The sequence below is a fragment of the Vibrio sp. 2130-1 genome (genome assembly GCF_033339515.1).
This window is the reverse complement of sequence record NZ_JAWOUT010000030.1, coordinates 1-22,502: the sequence shown is the minus strand read 5'-3', so window position 1 is coordinate 22,502 and position 22,502 is coordinate 1. Positions and strand designations below refer to the sequence as shown.

General features: G+C 45.6%; 24 protein-coding genes and 2 tRNA genes. 20 read left to right on the top strand and 6 right to left on the bottom strand.

The window, feature by feature from the left end:
* Positions 1 to 156: 156 nt before the first annotated feature.
* Positions 157 to 2,151 (bottom strand): transketolase, encoded by a 1,995-nt coding sequence (gene tkt, locus R7Q09_RS23460; protein WP_054866504.1) that lies wholly within the window; start codon positions 2,149 to 2,151, stop codon positions 157 to 159.
* 315 nt (positions 2,152 to 2,466) lie between these two features.
* Between tkt and metK the strand changes: the two genes are divergently transcribed.
* The 8 genes from metK to ruvX all read left to right on the top strand — a co-directional run bounded on the left by metK (position 2,467) and on the right by ruvX (position 9,194).
* Positions 2,467 to 3,621: a methionine adenosyltransferase gene (gene metK, locus R7Q09_RS23455; protein ID WP_005384541.1), complete on the top strand. Its 1,155-nt coding sequence runs from the start codon at positions 2,467 to 2,469 to the stop codon at positions 3,619 to 3,621.
* 402 nt (positions 3,622 to 4,023) lie between these two features.
* Positions 4,024 to 4,821, top strand: a complete 798-nt coding sequence (locus R7Q09_RS23450; RefSeq protein WP_318071280.1) for a DUF2189 domain-containing protein — start codon at positions 4,024 to 4,026, stop codon at positions 4,819 to 4,821.
* A gap of 68 nt (positions 4,822 to 4,889) precedes the next feature.
* The gene (locus R7Q09_RS23445; RefSeq protein ID WP_064377331.1) at positions 4,890 to 5,387 is read left to right on the top strand and encodes a SprT family zinc-dependent metalloprotease; all 498 of its coding nucleotides are present in this window, start codon (positions 4,890 to 4,892) and stop codon (positions 5,385 to 5,387) included.
* Between the two features lie 150 nt (positions 5,388 to 5,537).
* Complete coding sequence (gene endA, locus R7Q09_RS23440) at positions 5,538 to 6,233, top strand: deoxyribonuclease I (protein ID WP_005381023.1); 696 nt, start codon at positions 5,538 to 5,540, stop codon at positions 6,231 to 6,233.
* 113 nt (positions 6,234 to 6,346) lie between these two features.
* Complete coding sequence (gene rsmE, locus R7Q09_RS23435; RefSeq protein ID WP_025768830.1) at positions 6,347 to 7,078, top strand: 16S rRNA (uracil(1498)-N(3))-methyltransferase; 732 nt, start codon at positions 6,347 to 6,349, stop codon at positions 7,076 to 7,078.
* 13 nt (positions 7,079 to 7,091) lie between these two features.
* Positions 7,092 to 8,042 carry a glutathione synthase gene (gene gshB, locus R7Q09_RS23430; RefSeq protein ID WP_005381021.1) on the top strand — a complete coding sequence of 317 codons (951 nt, stop codon included), beginning with the start codon at positions 7,092 to 7,094 and terminating at the stop codon, positions 8,040 to 8,042.
* 127 nt (positions 8,043 to 8,169) lie between these two features.
* Positions 8,170 to 8,733 (top strand): YqgE/AlgH family protein, encoded by a 564-nt coding sequence (locus R7Q09_RS23425; RefSeq protein WP_005381020.1) that lies wholly within the window; start codon positions 8,170 to 8,172, stop codon positions 8,731 to 8,733.
* A gap of 35 nt (positions 8,734 to 8,768) precedes the next feature.
* A complete protein-coding gene (ruvX, locus tag R7Q09_RS23420) occupies positions 8,769 to 9,194 on the top strand; it encodes a Holliday junction resolvase RuvX (protein ID WP_005381017.1) in 426 nt (141 codons plus the stop codon).
* A gap of 62 nt (positions 9,195 to 9,256) precedes the next feature.
* On the opposite strand, the gene R7Q09_RS23415 is transcribed toward ruvX, so the two are convergent.
* Both R7Q09_RS23415 and R7Q09_RS23410 read right to left on the bottom strand, forming a co-directional pair.
* Complete coding sequence (locus R7Q09_RS23415; protein ID WP_262639256.1) at positions 9,257 to 10,363, bottom strand: PilT/PilU family type 4a pilus ATPase; 1,107 nt, start codon at positions 10,361 to 10,363, stop codon at positions 9,257 to 9,259.
* 30 nt (positions 10,364 to 10,393) lie between these two features.
* Positions 10,394 to 11,434, bottom strand: coding sequence for a type IV pilus twitching motility protein PilT (locus tag R7Q09_RS23410; RefSeq protein ID WP_005381015.1), 1,041 nt, complete (start codon positions 11,432 to 11,434; stop codon positions 10,394 to 10,396).
* 28 nt (positions 11,435 to 11,462) lie between these two features.
* Here R7Q09_RS23410 and R7Q09_RS23405 point away from each other — a divergent pair, with 28 nt between their 5' ends.
* From R7Q09_RS23405 to hemW, 7 genes are all read left to right on the top strand, one after another.
* Complete coding sequence (locus tag R7Q09_RS23405) at positions 11,463 to 12,164, top strand: YggS family pyridoxal phosphate-dependent enzyme (protein WP_005384521.1); 702 nt, start codon at positions 11,463 to 11,465, stop codon at positions 12,162 to 12,164.
* Positions 12,165 to 12,323: 159 nt separating this feature from the next.
* Entirely contained in the window at positions 12,324 to 13,142 is an 819-nt protein-coding gene (gene proC / locus R7Q09_RS23400; protein WP_054579062.1) for a pyrroline-5-carboxylate reductase, read from the top strand.
* 52 nt (positions 13,143 to 13,194) lie between these two features.
* Positions 13,195 to 13,752 (top strand): YggT family protein, encoded by a 558-nt coding sequence (locus R7Q09_RS23395; protein WP_005381012.1) that lies wholly within the window; start codon positions 13,195 to 13,197, stop codon positions 13,750 to 13,752.
* Positions 13,752 to 14,042, top strand: coding sequence for a DUF167 family protein YggU (gene yggU / locus R7Q09_RS23390; protein ID WP_005381011.1), 291 nt, complete (start codon positions 13,752 to 13,754; stop codon positions 14,040 to 14,042). The genes R7Q09_RS23395 and yggU overlap by 1 nt, the downstream gene beginning before the upstream one ends.
* A 128-nt stretch (positions 14,043 to 14,170) precedes the next feature.
* Positions 14,171 to 14,602, top strand: coding sequence for a DUF4426 domain-containing protein (locus R7Q09_RS23385; protein WP_005381010.1), 432 nt, complete (start codon positions 14,171 to 14,173; stop codon positions 14,600 to 14,602).
* A gap of 118 nt (positions 14,603 to 14,720) precedes the next feature.
* The gene (locus tag R7Q09_RS23380; RefSeq protein ID WP_005381009.1) at positions 14,721 to 15,323 is read left to right on the top strand and encodes an XTP/dITP diphosphatase; all 603 of its coding nucleotides are present in this window, start codon (positions 14,721 to 14,723) and stop codon (positions 15,321 to 15,323) included.
* Between the two features lie 18 nt (positions 15,324 to 15,341).
* Complete coding sequence (gene hemW, locus R7Q09_RS23375) at positions 15,342 to 16,520, top strand: radical SAM family heme chaperone HemW (RefSeq protein WP_318071279.1); 1,179 nt, start codon at positions 15,342 to 15,344, stop codon at positions 16,518 to 16,520.
* A 90-nt stretch (positions 16,521 to 16,610) separates the two neighbouring features.
* On the opposite strand, the gene glsB is transcribed toward hemW, so the two are convergent.
* From glsB to trmB, 3 genes are all read right to left on the bottom strand, one after another.
* The gene (glsB, locus tag R7Q09_RS23370; RefSeq protein WP_005381007.1) at positions 16,611 to 17,531 is read right to left on the bottom strand and encodes a glutaminase B; all 921 of its coding nucleotides are present in this window, start codon (positions 17,529 to 17,531) and stop codon (positions 16,611 to 16,613) included.
* Positions 17,532 to 17,629: 98 nt separating this feature from the next.
* Positions 17,630 to 18,658, bottom strand: coding sequence for a TRM11 family SAM-dependent methyltransferase (locus tag R7Q09_RS23365; protein ID WP_025768826.1), 1,029 nt, complete (start codon positions 18,656 to 18,658; stop codon positions 17,630 to 17,632).
* Positions 18,659 to 18,675: 17 nt separating this feature from the next.
* A complete protein-coding gene (trmB, locus tag R7Q09_RS23360; protein WP_005384506.1) occupies positions 18,676 to 19,395 on the bottom strand; it encodes a tRNA (guanosine(46)-N7)-methyltransferase TrmB in 720 nt (239 codons plus the stop codon).
* Positions 19,396 to 19,598: 203 nt separating this feature from the next.
* Here trmB and mutY point away from each other — a divergent pair, with 203 nt between their 5' ends.
* The 5 genes from mutY to R7Q09_RS23335 all read left to right on the top strand — a co-directional run bounded on the left by mutY (position 19,599) and on the right by R7Q09_RS23335 (position 22,502).
* The gene (gene mutY, locus R7Q09_RS23355; RefSeq protein WP_203346112.1) at positions 19,599 to 20,675 is read left to right on the top strand and encodes an A/G-specific adenine glycosylase; all 1,077 of its coding nucleotides are present in this window, start codon (positions 19,599 to 19,601) and stop codon (positions 20,673 to 20,675) included.
* A gap of 19 nt (positions 20,676 to 20,694) precedes the next feature.
* Positions 20,695 to 20,967 carry an oxidative damage protection protein gene (locus R7Q09_RS23350; RefSeq protein WP_005381002.1) on the top strand — a complete coding sequence of 91 codons (273 nt, stop codon included), beginning with the start codon at positions 20,695 to 20,697 and terminating at the stop codon, positions 20,965 to 20,967.
* Between the two features lie 77 nt (positions 20,968 to 21,044).
* On the top strand, positions 21,045 to 22,184 hold the full coding sequence (gene mltC / locus R7Q09_RS23345; RefSeq protein WP_005381001.1) for a membrane-bound lytic murein transglycosylase MltC: 1,140 nt from the start codon (positions 21,045 to 21,047) through the stop codon (positions 22,182 to 22,184).
* A gap of 100 nt (positions 22,185 to 22,284) precedes the next feature.
* Positions 22,285 to 22,360 (top strand) — tRNA-Phe (locus R7Q09_RS23340).
* A 66-nt stretch (positions 22,361 to 22,426) separates the two neighbouring features.
* Positions 22,427 to 22,502, top strand: a tRNA-Thr gene (locus R7Q09_RS23335).

Here is a 22,502-nt window from a genome sequence, read left to right as displayed (position 1 = left end):
TGAGTAGTTTTACAGGCAAAGCCGAAACGGATGATAACCACCTACTGAAGTAGGTGGTTTAGGGCTGAAAATAAAAAGGCCATCATAATGATGGCCTTTCTAACTTTAGCGTTTAACAATCGTCGTTTACGTTCGACTGTTTAGACGGTCCTGCAATTACGCTAGCAATTCTTTTGCTGTGTTCACTACGTTTTCAGTCGTGAAGCCAAACATCTCGAATAGCTGACCAGCAGGTGCAGATTCACCGAATGTTGTCATACCGATGATGCGACCGTCAAAGCCAACGTACTTGTACCAGAAATCAGCAATGCCCGCTTCGATAGCGATACGTGCCGTTACGTCTGATGGCAGTACAGCTTCACGGTAAGCGGCGTCTTGTTTGTCGAATGCATCTGTTGATGGCATTGAAACAACGCGTACTTTCTTGCCTTCTGAAGTTAGTTGCTCAGCGGCTTTCACTGCAAGCTCAACCTCAGAACCTGTTGCGATAAGGATTAGCTCAGGCTTACCTTCGCTATCTTTCAGGATGTAAGCACCTTTCGCGATGTCTGCGACTTGTTCAGCAGTACGCTCTTGTTGCGCTAGGTTTTGACGAGAGAAGATAAGTGCAGTTGGTGCATCTTTACGTTCAATCGCTAGTTTCCATGCAACTGCAGACTCAACTTGGTCACATGGGCGCCATGTGCTCATGTTTGGAGTTACACGTAGAGACGCCATTTGCTCAACAGGTTGGTGAGTTGGGCCATCTTCGCCAAGACCGATCGAATCATGCGTGTAAACTTGGATGTTCTGAATTTTCATCAGCGCAGCCATACGCATTGCGTTACGAGCGTATTCCATGAACATTAGGAATGTTGCGCCGTAAGGAACGAAACCACCGTGCAATGCGATACCGTTGATGATAGCAGTCATACCGAATTCGCGTACACCGTAGTGGATGTAGTTGCCAGAGAAGTCCTCCGTTTCTAGAGACTTAGAACCAGACCACATGGTCAGGTTAGAAGGCGCTAGGTCAGCAGAACCACCCATAAACTCAGGAAGCATTTGACCAAACGCTTCTAGTGCATTTTGCGATGCTTTACGTGATGCAATGTTCGCTGGGTTTGCTTGAAGATCGGCAATGATTTGGTTCGCTTTTTCTTCCCACTGTGCAGGAAGTTCGCCGTTTAGACGTCGTTTAAGCTCTGCCGCTTCAGCAGGGTAAGCTGCAGCGTATGCTTCGAATTTTTCATTCCAAGCTGCTTCTTTCGCGGCGCCCGCTTCTTTTGCATCCCACTCAGCGTAAACATCTGCCGGGATCTCAAATGGGCCGTACTCCCAACCTAGGTATTCGCGAGCCGCTTGGATTTCATCGTGACCTAGTGGTGCACCGTGACAGTCGTGCGAACCAGACTTGTTAGGAGAACCGAAACCGATAATTGTTTTGGTACAGATAAGCGTAGGACGTGGGTCCGCTTTTGCTGCTTCAATTGCTGCGTTGATCGCGTCTGAGTCGTGACCATCGACTGCTGGGATTACATGCCAGCCGTACGCTTCAAAACGCTTAGGTGTATCGTCAGAGAACCAACCTTCAACGTGACCGTCGATAGAGATGCCGTTGTCATCCCAGAATGCAATCAGCTTGCCTAGACCAAGAGTACCTGCAAGAGAGCATGCTTCATGCGAGATGCCTTCCATTAGACAGCCGTCACCCATGAACACATACGTAAAGTGGTCAACGATATCGTGACCTTCTTTGTTGAACTGTGCCGCTAGTGCTTTCTCTGCGATCGCCATACCAACAGCGTTAGTGATGCCTTGACCTAGAGGACCCGTTGTTGTCTCGATACCAGGCGCGTAGCCGTACTCTGGGTGACCTGGGGTTTTTGAGTGCAATTGACGGAAGTTTTTCAGATCGTCAATAGATAGCTCGTAACCGCTTAAGTGCAGTAGAGAGTAAATAAGCATTGACCCATGACCGTTTGACAGCACAAAGCGATCGCGGTCGGCCCACTCTGGGTTTGAAGGGTTATGGTTTAGGTGAGAGCGCCAAAGAACTTCAGCGATATCAGCCATACCCATTGGTGCGCCTGGGTGGCCTGAGTTAGCTTGTTGAACACCATCCATGCTTAGAGCACGAATTGCATTGGCAAGATGTTTACGAGACGACATGTCTGCTCCTGAGTACATTAAGCGAAACGAAAAGTAGGTCATAATTCTCTCAAAGCCCTGTTGGGTGTGCAAACGTTTTCCAGTCCAAAACCTCACAAATATTGCACCTTTCGCGCCAAATCGTTCGAAGTTCTTAAAATTATCAATAAATCAGGCAAACGTTTGGTTATAACAAAAACCAAAAAAGAGCTTGTAATTCGAGCAATCAAATTTAGAATAGACGTCTAGATGTAGATACACCTACAAAAATTAGTATTAATTTGCGCTGGAGAGTTTATCATTCCCCAGTTTTAAACCAGATATAGTGGAGCTAACATGGCTAAGCACCTGTTTACTTCTGAGTCAGTATCAGAAGGTCATCCAGATAAAATTGCAGACCAGATTTCTGATGCGGTTCTTGACGCGATTCTAGAGCAAGATCCAAAGGCTCGTGTTGCATGTGAGACTTACGTTAAAACCGGTATGGTAATGGTGGGTGGTGAAATCACGACTTCAGCATGGGTAGACATCGAAGAGTTAACTCGTGAAACCGTTCGTGAAATCGGCTACGTACATTCAGATATGGGCTTTGACGCAGATTCTTGTGCGGTACTAAACACAATCGGTAAACAGTCGCCAGATATCAACCAAGGTGTTGATAAAGCTGACCCTAAAGAACAAGGTGCAGGCGACCAAGGCATCATGTTTGGTTACGCTTGTAACGAAACTGAAGTACTAATGCCAGCGCCAATTACTTACTCTCACCGTCTTGTTCAAAAGCAAGCAGAAGTTCGTAAAAACGGCACACTACCTTGGTTGCGTCCTGATGCAAAATCTCAGGTAACATTCCAATACGATCAAGGTAACATCGTTGGTATCGACGCGGTTGTTCTTTCAACTCAACACTGTGACTCAATCTCAACTTCAGACCTGCGTGAAGCGGTAATGGAAGAGATCATTAAGCCAGTGCTACCTTCTGAGTGGATCAACAAAGAAACAAACTTCTTCATTAACCCAACCGGTCGCTTCGTAATCGGTGGTCCTATGGGTGACTGTGGCCTAACTGGTCGTAAGATCATCGTAGATACCTACGGCGGCGCAGCTCGTCACGGTGGCGGTGCGTTTTCTGGTAAAGATCCATCAAAAGTTGACCGTAGTGCAGCATACGCAGCACGCTACGTAGCGAAAAACATCGTAGCGGCAGGCATGGCTGACCGTTGTGAGATCCAACTTTCTTACGCAATCGGTGTTGCTGATCCAACGTCTATCATGGTGGAAACGTTCGGTACTGAGAAAGTACCTCACGACATCATCATTGAAGCGGTTCGTCAATTCTTCGACCTACGTCCATACGGTCTACAAGAAATGCTTAACCTTCTTCAACCTATCTACAAGAAGACAGCGGCTTACGGTCACTTCGGTCGTGAAGAATTCCCGTGGGAAGCGACAGACAAAGCTGCACTTCTACGCGATTTCGCTGGCATCAAATAATCAAGCTAAGCAAGAATCAATCAAGCCCTCGCTTATGGTGGGGGCTTTTTATTTTCAGCAACTTTTATCTAGTCATTTCGGCTCATACCGCCCTGCCCCACAAAGCAGTCCTGTTTCTCCCTCATTTTTATACCGAATAAATTTTAAGCAATTATTTGTAAATTATCCCATCTCCGCCAATAGTTAAAATATTGTTAATTCCAATTTAAATAGAGACGTCGGATGCTGGCGACTGTGGAAGCAACACTTAAGTAAAGACATGAGTTAAGCATCTTTATGGCCGATACCAAACTAAGCCAATGCTCAGATGTAAACTTGAAAAAGTCGCTTCAAGTTTGACTGAACAAAAACCGCTGTCAGTTGGTATAAGCGGATAATGTGGGAATAAATCAAGGAGGAGTTATGCCTCGAACTGTTAATCCATCGGACTTCCACAACAAGCGAAAGGAAGTGCCAGACAACGAATACGCCAGAACCATACCGTGCAATACGGTCAATCTTTCTGCACCTTTTCATTGGCTCGCATTAGGTCTGCATGATTTCGTGCGAATGCCGCTTATTAGTGCTTTCTATGGCATCTGTTTTATGGCAGCTGCGATAGGCATTGTTTTGCTCGTACAGTGGCAAGGCACACACTTAGTCGTCATGCCCAGTTTGATTGTTTACATGTTAATTGGTCCGTTTCTCGCGCTGGGTTTGTATGATGCCAGTTGGGAGAGAGAGCGCGGACACAAAGCAAGCTTGTTCCATTCAATGAAAGCGATCGGTCGTAACTCAACATCTCAATGGGCGTTCGCCGTGTTACTCGCAGTGTGTATGATATTTTGGATGCGCATTGCCGCTCTACTTCATGCACTCTACCCTTCTGTTCAAGGGGCACCTTTAAGTGAGTTCCTACCCTTCCTTGTCATCGGCTCTTTAGTTGGCTTTGTTTTGGCTTGTTTGGTGTTTAGCATTTCAGCCTTTTCTATTCCGCTCATGATGGAGCGTCGCGTAGACATGATGACCGCTGTATTTACCAGCTTTAATACAGTGAAATCCAACATTCCAGCAATGATTGTTTGGGCAGCGATCATCTGTGGCGGTATTCTTATCGGCTTTGCGACCTACGGGATCGGAATGTTGTTTACCATGCCAATTCTAGGCTACGGTACATGGCACGCTTACCATGCCACCATCAAGAAAAAACACACACCATAATTAACTGATGCTATGATCTGGCCCTCGCAAATGCGGGGGCTTTTTTATTTGATTTATCGAGGTGAATTGTGGATATAGAACTCAGCTATAAAGCCAAGCAAGTGATGGCGGACTGTATCGCGATGGCGGAACAAGCTTTCAAACGTTCTTTCCCGATTCCAACAATCACCTTCGACGTTCGTGGGAAAGCGGCAGGAAAAGCCTACCTTCAATTAAATCAAGTACGCCTAAACTCTGTTTTATTTCGCGAAAACACCCAAGCATTCTTAGATGAAGTCATTCCTCATGAGGTAGCGCACCTGATTACTTATCAGGTTTACGGGCGAGTTAGGCCTCACGGTAAAGAATGGAAAGGCGTCATGGAAGCCGTATTTAACGTACCAGCCAAAACCACTCACAGCTTTGAAGTAAAATCCGTTCAAGGTAAAACCTTTGAGTATCGTTGTGGTTGTATGACCTACCCTCTATCGATTCGCCGTCATAATAAAGTACTGCGCAAAGAGGCAACGTACTCTTGTCAAAAATGTCGCCAACCACTTAACTTCACCGGCATTCAATTATCGTAGCCCTTACCTCATAGTGTTACTTGCGTTCCCAAAATAAAAATCGAGTTGATCAAAACCTTCCCTTCGCCACTTATTGTTAACTTACTCATCACTAAAGCTATTTTATGCGTGTTATCATGAATAAAGTCATACTTTATAAAGACTTTTATCATGAAATACTTACTCTCTCTGTTGCTTATCGCGCTTTCTAGCACTGCGATTGCCGCGCCACCGAGCTCATTCTCTGCTGCCAAACGTGAGGCGGTCAAAATTTATCAAGACCATCCAACAAGCTTCTACTGTGGCTGTAACATTCAATGGCAAGGCAAGAAAGGCTTACCCGATTTAGCCTCTTGCGGCTACCAAGTCCGTAAACAAGAAAAACGGGCTGCACGAATCGAATGGGAGCACGTTGTTCCTGCGTGGCAATTTGGCCACCAGCGTCAATGCTGGCAAGATGGCGGACGTAAAAACTGTAAGAAAAAAGACGAAACTTTTCGTTTGATGGAAGCAGACTTGCACAACCTAACTCCTGCTATTGGTGAAGTAAACGGTGACCGTTCGAACTACAACTTCAGCCAATGGAACGGTATGGATGGCGTAAGTTATGGTCGCTGTGAGATGCAAGTGAACTTTAAGCAGCGTAAAGTCATGCCACCAGACCGTGCGCGTGGCTCAATTGCTCGCACCTATCTATACATGAGCAAAGAGTACGGTTTCAAACTGTCGAAACAGCAAACGCAATTAATGAGTGCTTGGAACAAAACCTATCCTGTCGATAAATGGGAATGTGAGCGTGACGAGCGCATTGCAAAAGTACAGGGCAATCACAACCCATTTGTTCAAGAAGCCTGCCGCGCACTGTAACCTCCGACCTCGAAGCGTTTCAATTACTGATATTGAAACGCTTCTTGCCCCTTGTTTTTTCGGTGCAAAGCATCCATGTTAGGGTTTAAGTTTATTCTCTTGCTGGAAATCTCATGCGTACCCCTCGAATTTATCATCCAGAAACCATTCATCAACTTGGCTCACTTGCTTTAAGTGACGACGCAGCAGGCCATATCGGTCGTGTTTTGCGCATGAAAGAAGGCCAAGACGTTCTCCTTTTTGACGGCAGTGGCGCAGAGTTCCCAGCGGTTATCAGTGAAGTCAGCAAGAAATCAGTTTTGGTTAACATCACCGAGCGCGTAGAAAACAGTATTGAATCCCCTTTAGATCTGCACCTTGGTCAAGTCATTTCACGTGGCGATAAGATGGAGTTCACCATCCAAAAGTCTGTTGAACTTGGCGTCAATACCATCACTCCTCTGATTTCTGAACGTTGTGGCGTCAAGCTTGACCAAAAGCGTTTTGAGAAAAAACTCGCGCAATGGCAGAAAATCGCCATCAGTGCCTGTGAGCAATGTGGGCGTAATGTCGTGCCCGAAATTCGTCCAATTATGAGCTTGGAAGAGTGGTGTAAAGAAGAGTACGATGGTTTAAAGCTTAACCTTCACCCTCGTGCTAAATACTCAATCAACACTTTGCCAACCCCGGTTGAAAAAGTGCGCCTACTGATCGGTCCTGAAGGCGGTTTATCGTCTGAAGAGATCGAGATGACTCGAGAATACCAATTTGAAGAAACGCTACTCGGCCCTCGCGTTCTGCGCACCGAAACAGCGGCTCTGACAGCAATTACAGCCTTACAAGTTCGTTTCGGCGATCTTGGTTAAACGGAGAAAAATAATGATCAAACTCGGTATCGTAATGGACCCAATCTCGTCCATTAACATCAAAAAAGACTCTAGCTTTGCCATGATGCTTGAAGCGCAACGACGCGGCTATGAAATCCACTACATGGAAATGAATGATCTGCATCTCGATCAAGGCGTTGCCATTGCAGATACTAAAGTGGTGGAACTAAAAGAAGATCCAAACGGTTGGTACGAGTTCAAATCAGAGCAAACTATCGAACTGTCTGAGCTAGACGCGGTACTAATGCGTAAAGATCCTCCGTTTGATACTGAATACATCTACGCGACTTACATCCTTGAGCGTGCAGAAGAACAAGGTGCACTGATCGTTAACAAGCCTCAAAGCTTACGTGATTGTAACGAAAAGCTGTTTACAGCATGGTTCCCAGAGCTGACACCTACAACGATCGTGACGCGAAAAGCAGAGAAAATTAAAGAATTTCGTGAAAAACATGGTGATGTCATCCTGAAACCACTTGATGGTATGGGTGGCGCGTCCATCTTCCGTGTAAAAGAAAACGATCCAAACGTCTCTGTGATCATCGAGACATTGACTAACCACGGTCAAAACTACGCAATGGCACAAACCTTCGTGCCAGACATCAGCAACGGTGACAAACGTATCCTAGTGGTAGATGGCGAACCTATGCCTTACTGTCTAGCACGCATTCCTGCTAAAGGCGAAACGCGCGGCAACCTAGCCGCTGGTGGTACTGGTGAAGCTCGTCCGCTAAGCGAAACCGACCTCAAAATTGCGCAAACCGTTGCTCCGACACTGAAAGAAAAAGGCCTTATCTTTGTTGGCCTTGACGTAATTGGCGACAAGCTAACAGAAATCAACGTCACCAGCCCAACCTGTATTCGCGAAATTGAAGCCGCTTTTGATATCTCAATCACAGGCAAGCTGATGGATGCGATTGAGCGTCGAGTAAAAGGCGAATAACTCAAACTGTATTACAGTTAATAGAGAGCGTAGTACATTAACTTAAGCAAACTCATGCACATACCTAGATGTAAATTGTATGATGTTTGCTTAAGGGCATTTACGAGAGTTAAGGGTCAATATGAGTATGAATCTCACAAATCACTTTTTGGTTGCCATGCCTGGGATGAAAGATCCGTACTTTCAAAACAGCGTGATCTACGTTTGTGAGCACAACGAAGACGGCGCTATGGGGCTGATGATCAATGCTCCTGTTGATATCACCGTCGGCAACATGCTCAAGCAGGTGGAAGTTCAGCCAGTACACCCGCGCCTATTTGAAGCCAGTCTAGATAGACCAGTTTACAATGGCGGCCCAATCTCGGAAGATCGTGGCTTTATTTTGCATAAACCCAAAGATTACTACGAGTCCAGCGTCCAAATGACCGATGACCTCGCGGTAACCACTTCGCGTGATATTCTGTCGGTGTTAGGAACAGAAGCAGAACCAAGTGATTACTTAGTGGCACTTGGCTACTCCGGTTGGAGTGCAGGCCAATTAGAAAGTGAGCTGGTCGAAAACTCTTGGCTCACCATTGAAGCGACGCCTGAAATTATCTTTAATACACCAATCAACGAGCGTTGGAAGAAAGCGGTCGAAAAGCTGGGCATCGACCCAAGTCACCTTTCAGCAGACTCTGGACATGCTTAGTACAAATATACAGTTACATTAGATAGAGACACCTTATGTCACGCACAATTATGGCTTTTGACTTTGGAACCAAAAGCATTGGTAGCGCTATTGGCCAAGAAATTACTGGTACAGCTTCCCCATTAAAAGCCTTTAAAGCCAATGACGGTATTCCAAACTGGGACGATATCGAAAAGCAAATCAAAGAGTGGCAACCAGATTTGCTAGTGGTCGGTTTACCGACCGATCTGCATGGTAAAGACCTTGAGACCATAACCCCTCGTGCACGAAAATTTGCTAAGCGTCTGCAAGGCCGATACGGATTGCCTGTTGAACTGCATGATGAGCGTTTATCTACTGCAGAAGCTCGTGCGGAGTTGTTCAGCATGGGCGGCTATAAAGCCCTATCGAAAGGTAATGTTGACTGCCAGTCAGCAGTGGTGATTCTAGAAAGCTGGTTTGAAGCCCTTTGGGGTGAGTAAACACTTCAAGCACAATGAAAAAAGGTTGTCTCCTGCCAACCTTTTTTTGTTTCTGGATTGGATTAATCCATATCGATCTTAACGTTCGCCAAACTGCCCGTAGAGAATGCTTCACCACGCTGCGTTTTCAACATCAAGCGCAGATCATTTGCCGAGTCGGCACTATGTAGTGCATCCTCTTCGCTGATCTTACCTTGCATCACTAACTTATAAAGAGATTGATCGAACGTCAGCATACCAAACTCATTTGAGCGAGCCATGGTTGACTTCAACTCATGTAAATCTCCGCGACGAATCAAATCCGACACACGTGGGCTATTTAGCAAGATCTCAAATACACCATGACGTCCCTGCCCACTTTTATCTCGGATCAGCTGCTGACCAACCACGCCTTTCAGATTCATCGACAAGTCGAACAAGAATTGTTCTTTTTGATCTTTCGGTACCAAGTGAAGAATGCGCTCTAAAGCTTGGTTTGCATTGTTGGCGTGCAACGTTGCCATACACAGGTGACCCGTTTCGGCGAAGGTCATCGCGTATTCCATTGTTTCACGGCTACGGATCTCACCAATCAAAATCATATCTGGTGCTTGGCGCAGCGAGTTTTTAAGCGCAACTTCATAGCTTTCCGTATCTAACCCAACTTCACGTTGAGTCACGATACAGCGCTTGTGTTCATGCACGAACTCGATCGGATCTTCGACCGTCAAAATGTGCCCGGTTTTATTGCTGTTTCGATAACCTGTCATCGCCGCCATAGTGGTCGATTTACCCGAACCAGTAGCACCGACCACCAGCACCAAACCACGCTTAGCTATCGCCAAATCTTGCAACACTAACGGTAACTTTAACTGCTCAAAAGTAGGAATATTAGTTTCAATACGACGAATCACTGCGCCTGGTAACTCGCGTTGAAAAAAGGCACTCACACGGAAGCGACCACAATCTCTCACAATGGCAAAATTCGACTCGCGACTTTTACGAAATTCCTGACGCCGATCTGGTTCCATAGCGCTGTCGAGTAATGCAGCCACATCGCTCTCAGTAAGTTTTTCCCCTTGCGGACGCAATTCGCCATCCACACGAAATAGAATTGGCGCTCCAACCGTGATGTAAAGATCCGACGCTTTCAGCGCCAGCATGCCTTCGAGAAATTTATCTAGATCCATCTTCCGTATTCACCATTATCTGTATGAACGTTACGAGAATTGCTGCACTTCTAATCCGATCTTACTATCGACCTCTTCACGAGCAACCATGCCTTGCGCCATTAACTGACGAGCATTTTGCTCCATGGTTTGCATGCCGTGAGCCGCACCTGTTTGAATGATCGAATACATCTGCGCGACTTTGTCTTCGCGGATCAAGTTGCGAATCGCAGGCGTTGCCATCATAATTTCATGGCATGCAATACGGCCACCACCATTACGCTTCAGAAGCTTTTGCGCGATAACCGAACGAAGGGACTCAGATAGCATCGAGCGAACCATATCTTTATCACTACCAGGAAACACATCGATAATACGGTCAATGGTTTTTGCCGCCGAGCTGGTGTGCAACGTCCCGAAAACTAAGTGACCCGTTTCTGCCGCCGTTAAGGCAAGGCTGATGGTTTCTTTGTCACGCATCTCACCAACCAGAATAACGTCTGGGTCTTCGCGCAATGCACTACGCAAAGCATTTTGGAAACTATGGGTGTCACGGTGAACTTCACGCTGGTTGATCAAACATTTATTGTTGTTGTGAACAAATTCAATCGGATCTTCAATTGTGAGTACGTGCTTGTTGTGATTACGGTTAATGTAGTCAACAATGGCTGCTAAGGTCGTCGATTTACCTGAACCTGTTGGGCCAGTGACCAGAACTAAGCCTTTTTCAGCGTTCGCAATTTTTTTGAAGATCTCTGGCGCTTCTAGCTCTTCCAGAGTTGGAATGCTACTTGGAATGGTACGGAATACTGCCGCACAACCGCGAGATTGGTTGAAAGCGTTGACACGGAAACGGCCAACGTTATGCAACTCAAAAGAGAAATCGACTTCGAGTTTTTCTTCGAACTCACTGCGTTGGGCATCGTTCATGATTTCGAAAACCAAACGATGCACTTCTTGGTGTGTAAACGCTGGAATACCTAGTTTTCTCACATCCCCATCAATACGAACCATTGGTGGGACACCTGCAGAAAGATGTAGATCCGAGGCATTATGTTTTACACTAAAATCCAGTAACTCAGTGATATCCATTTAAAATCCTTAAGTCTAAAGTACAGCTATGAGTAGTATTCAACAAAATATTGAACATATCACCTCTCAAATTCGATATGACGAGCAAAAATGTGGTCGAACTCCAGAGTCAGTGCAACTTCTAGCGGTAAGCAAAACTAAACCTGTCGAGGCAATTCTCGAAGCCTACCAAGCGGGACAAACCGCCTTTGGTGAAAACTACGTCCAAGAGGGCGTCAGTAAAGTTCAGCACTTTGCCGAGCATTATCCAGATAATCGAATCGAATGGCACTTCATTGGCCCGATTCAGTCGAATAAATCGCGACTTGTTGCCGAACATTTCGATTGGGTTCACACCATCGATCGAACCAAGATTGCTCAACGCCTGAATGATCAGCGGCCAAGCGAACTTAAACCGCTACAAGTTCTGATTCAGGTTAACACCAGTGGTGAGGCATCTAAGTCTGGTGTCACTGAAGCGGAAGTATTCGAGCTGGCGGAGTTGATTTCTCGCCTACCCAACCTCACTTTAAGAGGGTTGATGTCGATTCCTGCCAACGTGTCTGACTACGAATCACAACTCCGTGAATTTCAGAAGTTGGCTACGTTGAAGCAAACACTCGAAGCACAGTTCCCAGAAATCGATACATTATCAATGGGAATGAGTGGTGATATGACCGCTGCAATCGAAGCTGGTAGTACAATGGTTCGTATTGGAACCGCTATTTTCGGCGCACGAGACTACAGCTAAATCAACAAAACGCTCACTCGCGACATAAGTTATGTCGTCAATCGTTAGAGCGTAAATGCGCAATCATCTTACTCGCCAATAGGAGCAGTAAGTAACAGCGGTGCCATTATACACCTGAGCGCACAACAAATTCTAAATATCATGATGGAAATCAGACAAATGGAACATAAAAAAATCGCCTTCATTGGTGCTGGCAACATGGTGAGAGCCATTGTTTCAGGCTTGGTTGCTAACGGATACCCAGCGCAAAACATTACTGCAACGGCTCCTTCAGAGGCTCGCCGCCTTCTGCTAGAACAAGATTTTGGCATCCGTACCACCAGCGATAACATCCAAGCTGCGACCGAGGCGGATGTGGTGGTATTGTCTGTGAAACCGCAAATGATGGCGGATGTCTGTAAACCACTGCAATCGATCGATTTCACTAATAAACTGGTGATTTCTATTGCCGCAGGCATCAACTGTTCTCGATTGGATGATATGCTAGCCACCAAATTGAACTTGGTTCGTGTTATGCCAAATACGCCATCGCAACTTGGGTTGGGTATGAGTGGATTATTCGCACCAATTCATGTAACCGAGCACGACAAAGCTTTTGCCGCAGAGTTAATGGAAGCGGTCGGTAAAGTATGTTGGGTTGAGCAAGAGTCTGGCATCAATAATGTGATTGCCGCAGCGGGCAGTGCTCCAGCATACTTCTTCCTGTTTATGGAAGCGATGCAAGCAGAAGCGATTGCGCAAGGCTTTGATAAAGAGACCGCTCGACTATTGGTTCAGCAAGCTGCACTGGGCGCGGCCAGTATGGTGGTTAGCAACCCAGAAACTGAGCTATCGACCCTGCGTGAGAACGTAACATCGAAAGGTGGGACAACGGCAGAAGCACTGCGTACATTCAACGAACATCAACTTTCAGATATTGTCGCTAAAGCCATGCAAGCTGCTGTGGCTCGCGCGGAAGAAATGGAAAAACTGTTTTAATTATTTGGATGAACTCCGTTTAGTATCATCCATCACTTGTTAAGGGTACCTTATGAATTCAATGAGTTTTCTCATCTCAACCCTATTTGACCTGTACATCATGGTCGTAATTTTGCGAATTTGGTTGCAAGCTGCGCGCGCAGACTTCTACAACCCATTCTCGCAATTTATAGTAAAAGCGACTCAGCCGGTCATTGGTCCACTGCGCCGCGTTATCCCTTCCGTGGGGAATATTGACCTAGCAACCGTGTTGTTTGCCTACGTGTTGTGTGTGCTTAAATTTGTCGTGCTTATCCTAATAGCTTCGAACGGTTCCGTCTCTTTCAGCGCTGACTTCTTATTCTTGGGCTTACTATCATTAATCAAAGCCGCTGGTGGCCTATTGTTCTGGGTACTATTGATCCGTGCAATTTTGAGCTGGGTAAGCCAAGGCCGCAGCCCTATCGAGTACGTATTCCATCAACTGACCGAGCCAATGTGCGCTCCAATCCGTCGTATTCTTCCGGCTATTGGTGGTCTTGATTTAAGCGTACTGGTGCTATTTATCGGCTTGCAGTTCGCGAACTTCTTAATGGGCGATATCATTGGTCCAATTTGGTTCCAGCTATAATGTCAGCTGCAGTTTGGCAAGATGGTGAGGACATCATCCTGAAGCTCTATATTCAACCTAAAGCTAGCCGCGATAAAATCGTTGGCTTGCATGGTGAAGAGCTAAAAATCGCCATTACTGCTCCACCTGTCGATGGCAAAGCTAATGCACACCTAACTAAGTTCTTAGCCAAGCAGTTTAAAATCGCTAAGGGCTTGGTTCACATAGAAAAAGGTGAATTAGGACGGCACAAACAAATTCGGATAGAATCGCCTACCCAGATACCGACAGAAATTAAAGCCATCATATGATGGCTTTTTATTTACGATTTTGTACCACACTTACTAATACCAACGACTGAGTACGCATTTTTTACCCCCTGACCAAGGTAAAATTGCAGCTATGGTTGTTTTATAACAAGTGCTTTGAGGAAGTAACAATGAGCAAATGGATTACCGCATTACTGATTAGCCTGTTGTCGTTACCAAGCTTCGCCGATCAGTTTAAAAATATGAAAGATATCGAAGTACACTATGTCGCGTTTAACTCAACATTCCTAACACCCAAAGTCGCACGTAGCTACGATATCAAACGTAATGGATACCTCGCTGTGGTTAATATTAGCGTGTTAGATAGAGCTTCATTGGGTAAGCCAGCATTAGAAGCAAAAATTGCTGGACGCGCGAAGAACCTTATCGGCCAAACTCAGACCTTGACCTTTCGTGAAGTCAAAGAAGGCAATGCGATATACTATTTAGCCGAACTACCAATTACCCACGAAGAAACTTTTACTTTCGATATTGACGTAAAAGCTGGAAACAAAGGCTCAGGTAAGCTTAAATTCACCCAGAAGTTTTATGTTGAAGAGTAATTGGGTTGTGATGTTCCAAAAGCTTTTGGATCTAAGCAGGCTAAAAACCACTTATTAGTTAAAGAATATCTAGAGGAGAACGATTTGTTCTCCTCTATCACTATTAAAAGAGATTCCCATGAAAAAAATTGTGCTAGCAACTGGTAACCAAGGCAAAGTTCGTGAAATGGCAGATTTATTGTCTGACTTCGGCTTTGAAGTATTAGCGCAAAGTGAATTCAATGTATCGGAAGTAGCTGAAACGGGTACAACTTTCATTGAAAACGCAATCATTAAAGCTCGCCATGCCGCACAAGAAACAGGGCTTCCTGCCATTGCAGACGACTCTGGATTAGAAGTCGATTTCTTAAAAGGCGCTCCGGGCATTTACTCTGCACGTTACGCAGGCGAGAGCGCATCTGATCAAGAGAATCTAGAAAAATTGCTAGCGGCAATGGAAGGCGTACCAGAAGCAGAGCGTACAGCACGTTTCCACTGTGTATTAGTCCTCATGCGTCACGAGAACGACCCAACGCCTATCGTCTGTCACGGTAAATGGGAAGGCCGAATTCTAACTGAAGCACACGGTGAAAATGGCTTTGGCTACGACCCAATCTTCTTTGTTCCTGAAGACAACTGTGCGTCAGCCGAACTTGAACCTGCACGTAAAAAACAACTGTCTCACCGCGGTAAAGCGCTCAAGTCGTTGTTTGCTCAACTGTCTGAGCAAGTGTCTCAGTAATCACGAGCGAATTAGACCATGTTAACGCCCCCAGCACTCAGCTTGTATGTACACATCCCTTGGTGTGTGCAAAAGTGCCCGTATTGCGACTTTAACTCTCACGCGCTCAAAACCGAGATTCCAGAAGAAGAGTACATCAGTGCCCTTTTAGAAGATTTGGATACCGACATTGAGAAATACCGCCTTAACGAAGCGCCACGCCCACTGCATTCAATCTTCATTGGTGGTGGTACGCCGAGTTTGATTTCGGCAGAAGGCATCGAGCGTCTACTTAAGGGCATTGAAGCGCGTATTCCGTTCAAGCCTGAAATCGAAATCACCATGGAAGCGAATCCAGGCACCATCGAAGCAGAGCGTTTTGTTGGCTACCGCAAAGCTGGTGTAACGCGTATCTCTATCGGCGTACAAAGCTTTGAGCAGCAGAAGCTTGAGCGTTTGGGGCGCATTCACGGCCAAGACGAAGCCGTCAATGCTGCTAAGCTGGCGCACCAAATCGGTTTGAACAGCTTTAACCTCGATCTCATGCACGGCTTACCTGATCAAAGCATCGAACAAGCCTTGGCAGATTTGGACAAAGCGATTGAGTTGGCACCGCCGCACTTGTCTTGGTATCAGCTGACCATCGAACCAAACACCATGTTTTACTACAAGCCACCAACGCTACCTGACGATGATGACTTGTGGGATATTTTCGAGCTCGGACACCAAAAACTTGCAGCCGCGGGTTATGTGCAATATGAAATCTCCGGTTACAGCAAGCCGGGCTATCAGTGTCAGCACAACCTCAACTACTGGCGCTTTGGTGATTACCTTGGTATCGGTTGTGGCTCTCATGGCAAACTCAGTTTTACCGACGGACGTATTATTCGAACGACAAAGGTAAAACACCCGCGAGGCTATTTAGCGGCTTATCAAAATATGGTCAAACCTTATCTGCATACAGAACATGTCGTCGCGGATGAAGATCGTCCATTCGAGTTTTTTATGAACCGATTCCGCTTAATCGAAGCCTGTCCGAAGCAAGATTATGTGGACACCACGGGCTTACCGCTTGGTACGATTCAAGAAACCATCAGCTGGGCGATAGAAATGGGCTACCTGAGTGAAACGCCTACCCACTGGCAAATTACTGAAAAAGGGAAGCTCTTCCTTAATGATTTGCTCGAAGCCTTTATGGCCGAAGAAAGCGAAGACTAACGCAACCCCAAAACAAAAAAAGCCTCTCAATTGAGAGGCTTTTTATTTAGAAACAGTACCATCCTAAATAAGGTTGACACATTTCCAACATTAGAAAATTGAACGGCCAATTCGCTCTGAGAGCAGCTCAAGCGCCTTAGTACCAGCAAGCGAGTTACCTGAAGGATCAAGCTCTGGAGACCATACTGAAATGGTCATTTCACCAGGTACTACCGCAATAATGCCACCACCAACACCAGACTTACCAGGCATACCAACGCGATAAGCAAACTCGCCCGCGCCATCATACAAGCCACACGTTGCTAACAGTGCATTAAGTTGTTTGGTTTGCACAGGAGAAACTACAGGCTTACCCGTTTGTACCGATGTGCCCTTGTTTGCTAAATAGCTAAACGTTTTAGCCAAATCGACGCAACTCATCTTCAGCGCACAAGCGTGGAAGTAGTTTTGTAGTACTGGAATCACTTCATTTTCGAAGTTGCCAAACGAACGCATGAGATATGCAATCGCCGCATTACGGTCACCATGCATCATTTCGGATGCCGCAACGACTTTGTCATACACAATATGGGTATCACCAGAAAGCTGACGCACAAACTCCAACAGGCGCTGACGAGGCGCAGATAAGCGAGTTTGTAACAAATCCGCCACTACTATCGCTCCAGCATTTATAAATGGATTACGAGGAATACCTTGCTCCATTTCTAGCTGGATTAGCGAATTAAATGCCTGCCCCGAAGGCTCTTTTCCCACTCGAGACCAAATTTCTTCTTGCTTGTACAAGCACATCGCTAACGTCAAGCTCAATGCTTTTGAAATAGATTGGATAGAGAAAGGTTCATCGGCATCACCCGCCTTAATAACCTCACCTTCGTTGGTGTATACCGCAATACCTAACTTGTTGCTGGGTACTTTTGCCAGAGCAGGAATGTAATCAGCCACTTTACCTTGGCCGATTAAAGGGCGTACTTCCGCCAAAATATCTGTCAAAATTTCCACTGTCGGTTTCATTCTCTACCTTCTATTTACAAGAGAACTCGTTGAGCTCAGAGGTAAAAAAAGCCAACGTGTCGTTGGCTTTTCCATAGGGTTCGTTCGACTCAAGTCGATTATGGTTTTACTGCCACAATAATATTGCGGTTGATAGATTGATCAACACGGTGAAGATAACCGATGTAAGGCTCTTCTGAAAGTACCTTCCAACCTTGCTCTTCAAATAATGCCGCGACATCTTTCCATTTCAATGTGAATTCATTGAAAGACAACACCACTGAACCTTGCTTTTTCAATACCACTTTCCATGCAGGCAGAGCCTCTTTTAAAAGCTCTAGTGGGCTGCGGTTCAGTTTGCTGTCCTTGGCATTTTTGCTGCCGTGCTGCACGCCATAAGGCAGATCAGACACCATCACATCAACTGAGTTCTTTTTCACGACTTGATCAGCGATACGAGTATCAGCCGAATACAGCTTCATAAACTGAAGATTGCCTTGGTTGTAATCTTCTTTATTTGCTGCAGTTTCAACCACGAAACCATCCGCCACTTTCTTGCCACCCGCAGTGCGCTTTTCTTTGCTCACTTTGTGCTTAAAGCGGCCATTCTTCATGAACTTAACAATAAAGGTCTGGATCTCTTGCACCCACTTGGCGTTGATCTCAACCCCTACCACGTTCAAACCGTGGATCAAGCCTTCAAATAAGGTTGTACCTTTACCACACATTGGATCCATTAAGGTCAGTTGTTCACTTCCCGTATTGGACGCACTAATGCCGATATTCACCATCAAACGGGTAAACTGCTCGTTTGTTTTCCCGGTGTAGCGCAAAATCTGGCTCATACTTTCCGGGAAAGTGTTAAATACGGGCGCTTGAACTGGTCGAAGTAAACCATCTTCGCGCACTTCAAATAGCGCATAGTAAATCGAAGAGGCTGCGATTCTTCGCGCCTGCTCATCGGTTAGCGCTTCCTGACAAGAAAACACCAACGCAGCAGGTAAGCCAACGTCTTTACTACCAATTTCTGTCACATCCACGCCTTGTGAAGCTAAAATTGCTTTTAGCTCAGAACAGGCAATGGTCATTGCGCTATCAAAGTAAATTCGGTTATGACCCGGATTCGCTAATATCGCGTAATGGTACATCCCATGAACTCCTCTGGTTACGCAATACGCTTATATTTGATATCCCAAACACCGTGACCAAGACGGTGACCACGAGCTTCAAACTTCGTTAGCGGGCGATCGTCTGGACGAGGAACGAAATCACCATCTTTAGCAATGTTTTCGAAACCTGGCGCTTGGTTCATCACTTCAATCATGTGCTCTGCGTAGTTTTCCCAGTCGGTCGCCATGTGGAAAATACCTTCATTAGGGATAAGCTTCTCACGCACCATTTCCGCAAAACCTAATTGAACAATACGACGCTTGTGGTGACGCTTCTTATGCCAAGGGTCTGGGAAGAACAATTGCAGTGTCGATAAGCTGCCATTTGGGATCATGTGTTCGAATACTTCTACCGCATCGTGACACATTACACGCAGGTTAGTAATTCCCGCTTCGCGAGCATCGGCAAGACAAGCACCAACGCCTGGGCTATGAACTTCGATACCGATGAAGTTTTTCTCTGGCGCGTTCTTTGCCATTTCAACCAATGAAGCACCCATACCAAAACCGATCTCAAGCACTACTGGGTTATCGTTGCCAAACACTTCTTTCCAATCGAGAAGTTCAGCTTTGAAGTCAATACCCATCGTAGGCCAGCATTCATTCATCGCGCTCTCTTGACCTTTAGTCAAACGCCCTTCACGGCGTACAAAGCTGCGGATTTTGCGGATCAGCTTTCCGTCTTCGTTGTATTCGTTAGTGGTTACTTCACTCATTGATTTTGCCTGCACATTGATTAATCAAAGCGGGGATTATCCAAAGAATTTACTTAGGTGCAAGTATTTGTTGAGCTCTTGGTCTATGGCAACCCAAAAGCAACGACACACCTCTTTATATCCCTACTGTTTATCCGTTGTACTTCTTGCCCATTATGTGGTGCAATTTTGCACCTAACCAATAATAGAATACAGAGCAAGTCGTGACACCTTTCGCCAGTGCCATCCTAGAATGGTATGACGCATATGGAAGAAAAGATCTTCCGTGGCAACAAAATAAGACCGCATACAGTGTCTGGTTGTCTGAAATTATGCTTCAGCAAACTCAGGTCACTACGGTTATTCCGTATTACCAACGTTTCTTGGAACGCTTTCCAACCGTGATCGATCTTGCCAATGCTGAGCAAGATGAAGTCCTACACCTTTGGACTGGCTTAGGGTATTACGCCCGAGCCCGTAACCTTCACAAAGCAGCACAAGAGGTCGCCTCTACATACAATGGTGAGTTTCCTCTTGATATAGAGAAAATGAACGCCCTACCGGGGATTGGTCGCTCTACTGCTGCCGCCATTTTATCGTCTGTGTATAAACAACCACACGCGATTCTTGATGGTAACGTGAAGCGCACCCTATCCCGCTGTTTCGCAGTCGAAGGATGGCCAGGACAAAAAAAGGTTGAAAACCAGCTGTGGGAAATTGCCGAAACGCATACCCCACAAACGGATGTAGATAAGTATAACCAGGCAATGATGGACATGGGCGCAATGGTCTGCACTCGCAGCAAACCCAAATGTAGCCTCTGCCCTGTTGCTGACCTGTGTGTGGCAAAACAACAAGGTAATGTGCTCGACTACCCGGGCAAAAAACCGAAGAAAGATAAACCAATCAAGCAAACTCGTTTCGTGATGCTTCACCACAACACCGAAAATGGTCATAAGGTGTGGTTGGAGCAAAGACCACAAACAGGCATTTGGGGTGGCTTATTCTGCTTCCCACAAACCGAACATGTGGATGCAGAAAGCGACATTGAATTGCTACTGGATCAACGCGGCATTCAAGCCAGCAATATCAAACAGAAGCAAACACTGATTACCTTTCGTCATACATTCAGCCATTACCACCTAGATATCACGCCAATTTTGATTGATTTATCAAAGCAACCGGACGTGATAATGGAAGGCAACAAAGGTCTTTGGTATAACTTATCTAAACCTGAAGAAGTCGGTTTAGCCGCGCCAGTAAAACTATTGCTGGAAACGCTACCCCACGAACTTCGTTAATTGAATACAAGGAGTCATTATGAGCCGCACTGTATTTTGTGCTCGACTAAAGAAAGAAGGCGAAGGTCTAGACTTTCAACTTTACCCTGGTGAACTAGGTAAACGCATTTTCGACAACATCTCGAAAGAAGCGTGGGCTCAGTGGCAACACAAACAAACCATGTTGATCAACGAGAAGAAACTCAACATGATGGATCCAGAACACCGCAAACTGATCGAAACAGAAATGGTAAATTTCCTCTTTGAAGGAAAAGACGTTCATATCGAAGGTTACACACCTCCGAGCGAATAAAGTCGCTTGAGTTAAACAATGACATCACAACCATTTGTGGTGTCATTTTTCTATTACCTTCAATAACTCTGATACTTATGAAAAAAATTGTCTTTATTGCTGCCGCACTTTTAATGGCAGGCTGTAGCCGTGAATTCGTCGAAAAGATTTATGACGTCAACTACGAGCCAACAAACCGTTTTGCCAATAACTTAGCTGAGCTACCAGGACAATTTGAAAAAGATACTGCGGCGCTAGATGCCTTAATCAATAGCTTTTCAGGCAATATTCAAAAGCGCTGGGGTAAAAAAGAAATCAAGTACGCTGGCAAGAGTAATTACGTTAAGTACATCGATAACTACCTTAGCCGCGCCGAGGTCGACTTTCGCAAAGGCGTGATCACGATAGAGACCGTATCACCGACCGAGCCCCAAAAACACCTAAAAGACGCGATTGTCACCACCTTATTAACACCAGACGATCCCGCTCACGTCGACTTATTCTCCTCTAAAGGTATCACGTTAGAGGGGCAACCATTCCTGTATAAACAAGTTGTCGACCAAGACAATAAGCCAATTCAATGGTCTTGGCGGGCAAACCGATTTGCGGAATACCTCATCGCAAATAAAATAAAAACCAAAAATGTAGATTTCAAGAAAGCGTATTATGTCGAAATTCCCATGGTTGAAGACCACTTTTCAACACGCAGCTACCAATACGCCGATATCGTGCGTCGAGCTTCCAAGAAATACGACATTCCAGAAGACTTGATATACGCCATTATTAAAACCGAGAGCAGTTTCAACCCATACGCGGTAAGTTGGGCAAATGCATATGGCCTAATGCAAGTTGTACCTAAAACAGCGGGACGAGATGTGTTCAAACTCGTGAAAAAGCGCTCGGGCCAACCAAGCCCTGAATATTTGTTTAATCCAGAAAACAACATAGATACTGGTACTGCGTATTTCTATATCTTAAAAAATCGTTATTTAAGAGAAGTCCGCCACCCTACCTCTCTCGAGTACAGCATGATTTCAGCTTACAATGGCGGTACTGGAGGAGTTTTAAACACATTTCATCGCAGTGATCGCAAACGCGCAATGCAAGATCTTAATTCATTGCAACCCAACCAAGTTTATTGGGCGTTAACCAAGAAACACCCGAACGCAGAAGCGCGTCGCTACCTAGAAAAAGTTACAAATTTCAAAAAGGAATTTAACTCGAAGCAAACTTTGTAGTGACAGTTGAATAAAAAGCGTTCGAACAACCACTTTTTTGAAATTATTTAAAAAAAGTGGTTGACGCAACGCGGGAAAATCCGTTTAATAGCGCTCCGTTGCCCGGATAGCTCAGTCGGTAGAGCAGAGGATTGAAAATCCTCGTGTCGGTGGTTCGATTCCGCCTCCGGGCACCACAATTTGATTTGTTGGTGTCTTAACGAAATGTTATAACACGGACAAAAGCACAAAGAATAAAGTGTGCCGACTTAGCTCAGTAGGTAGAGCAACTGACTTGTAATCAGTAGGTCACCAGTTCGATTCCGGTAGTCGGCACCA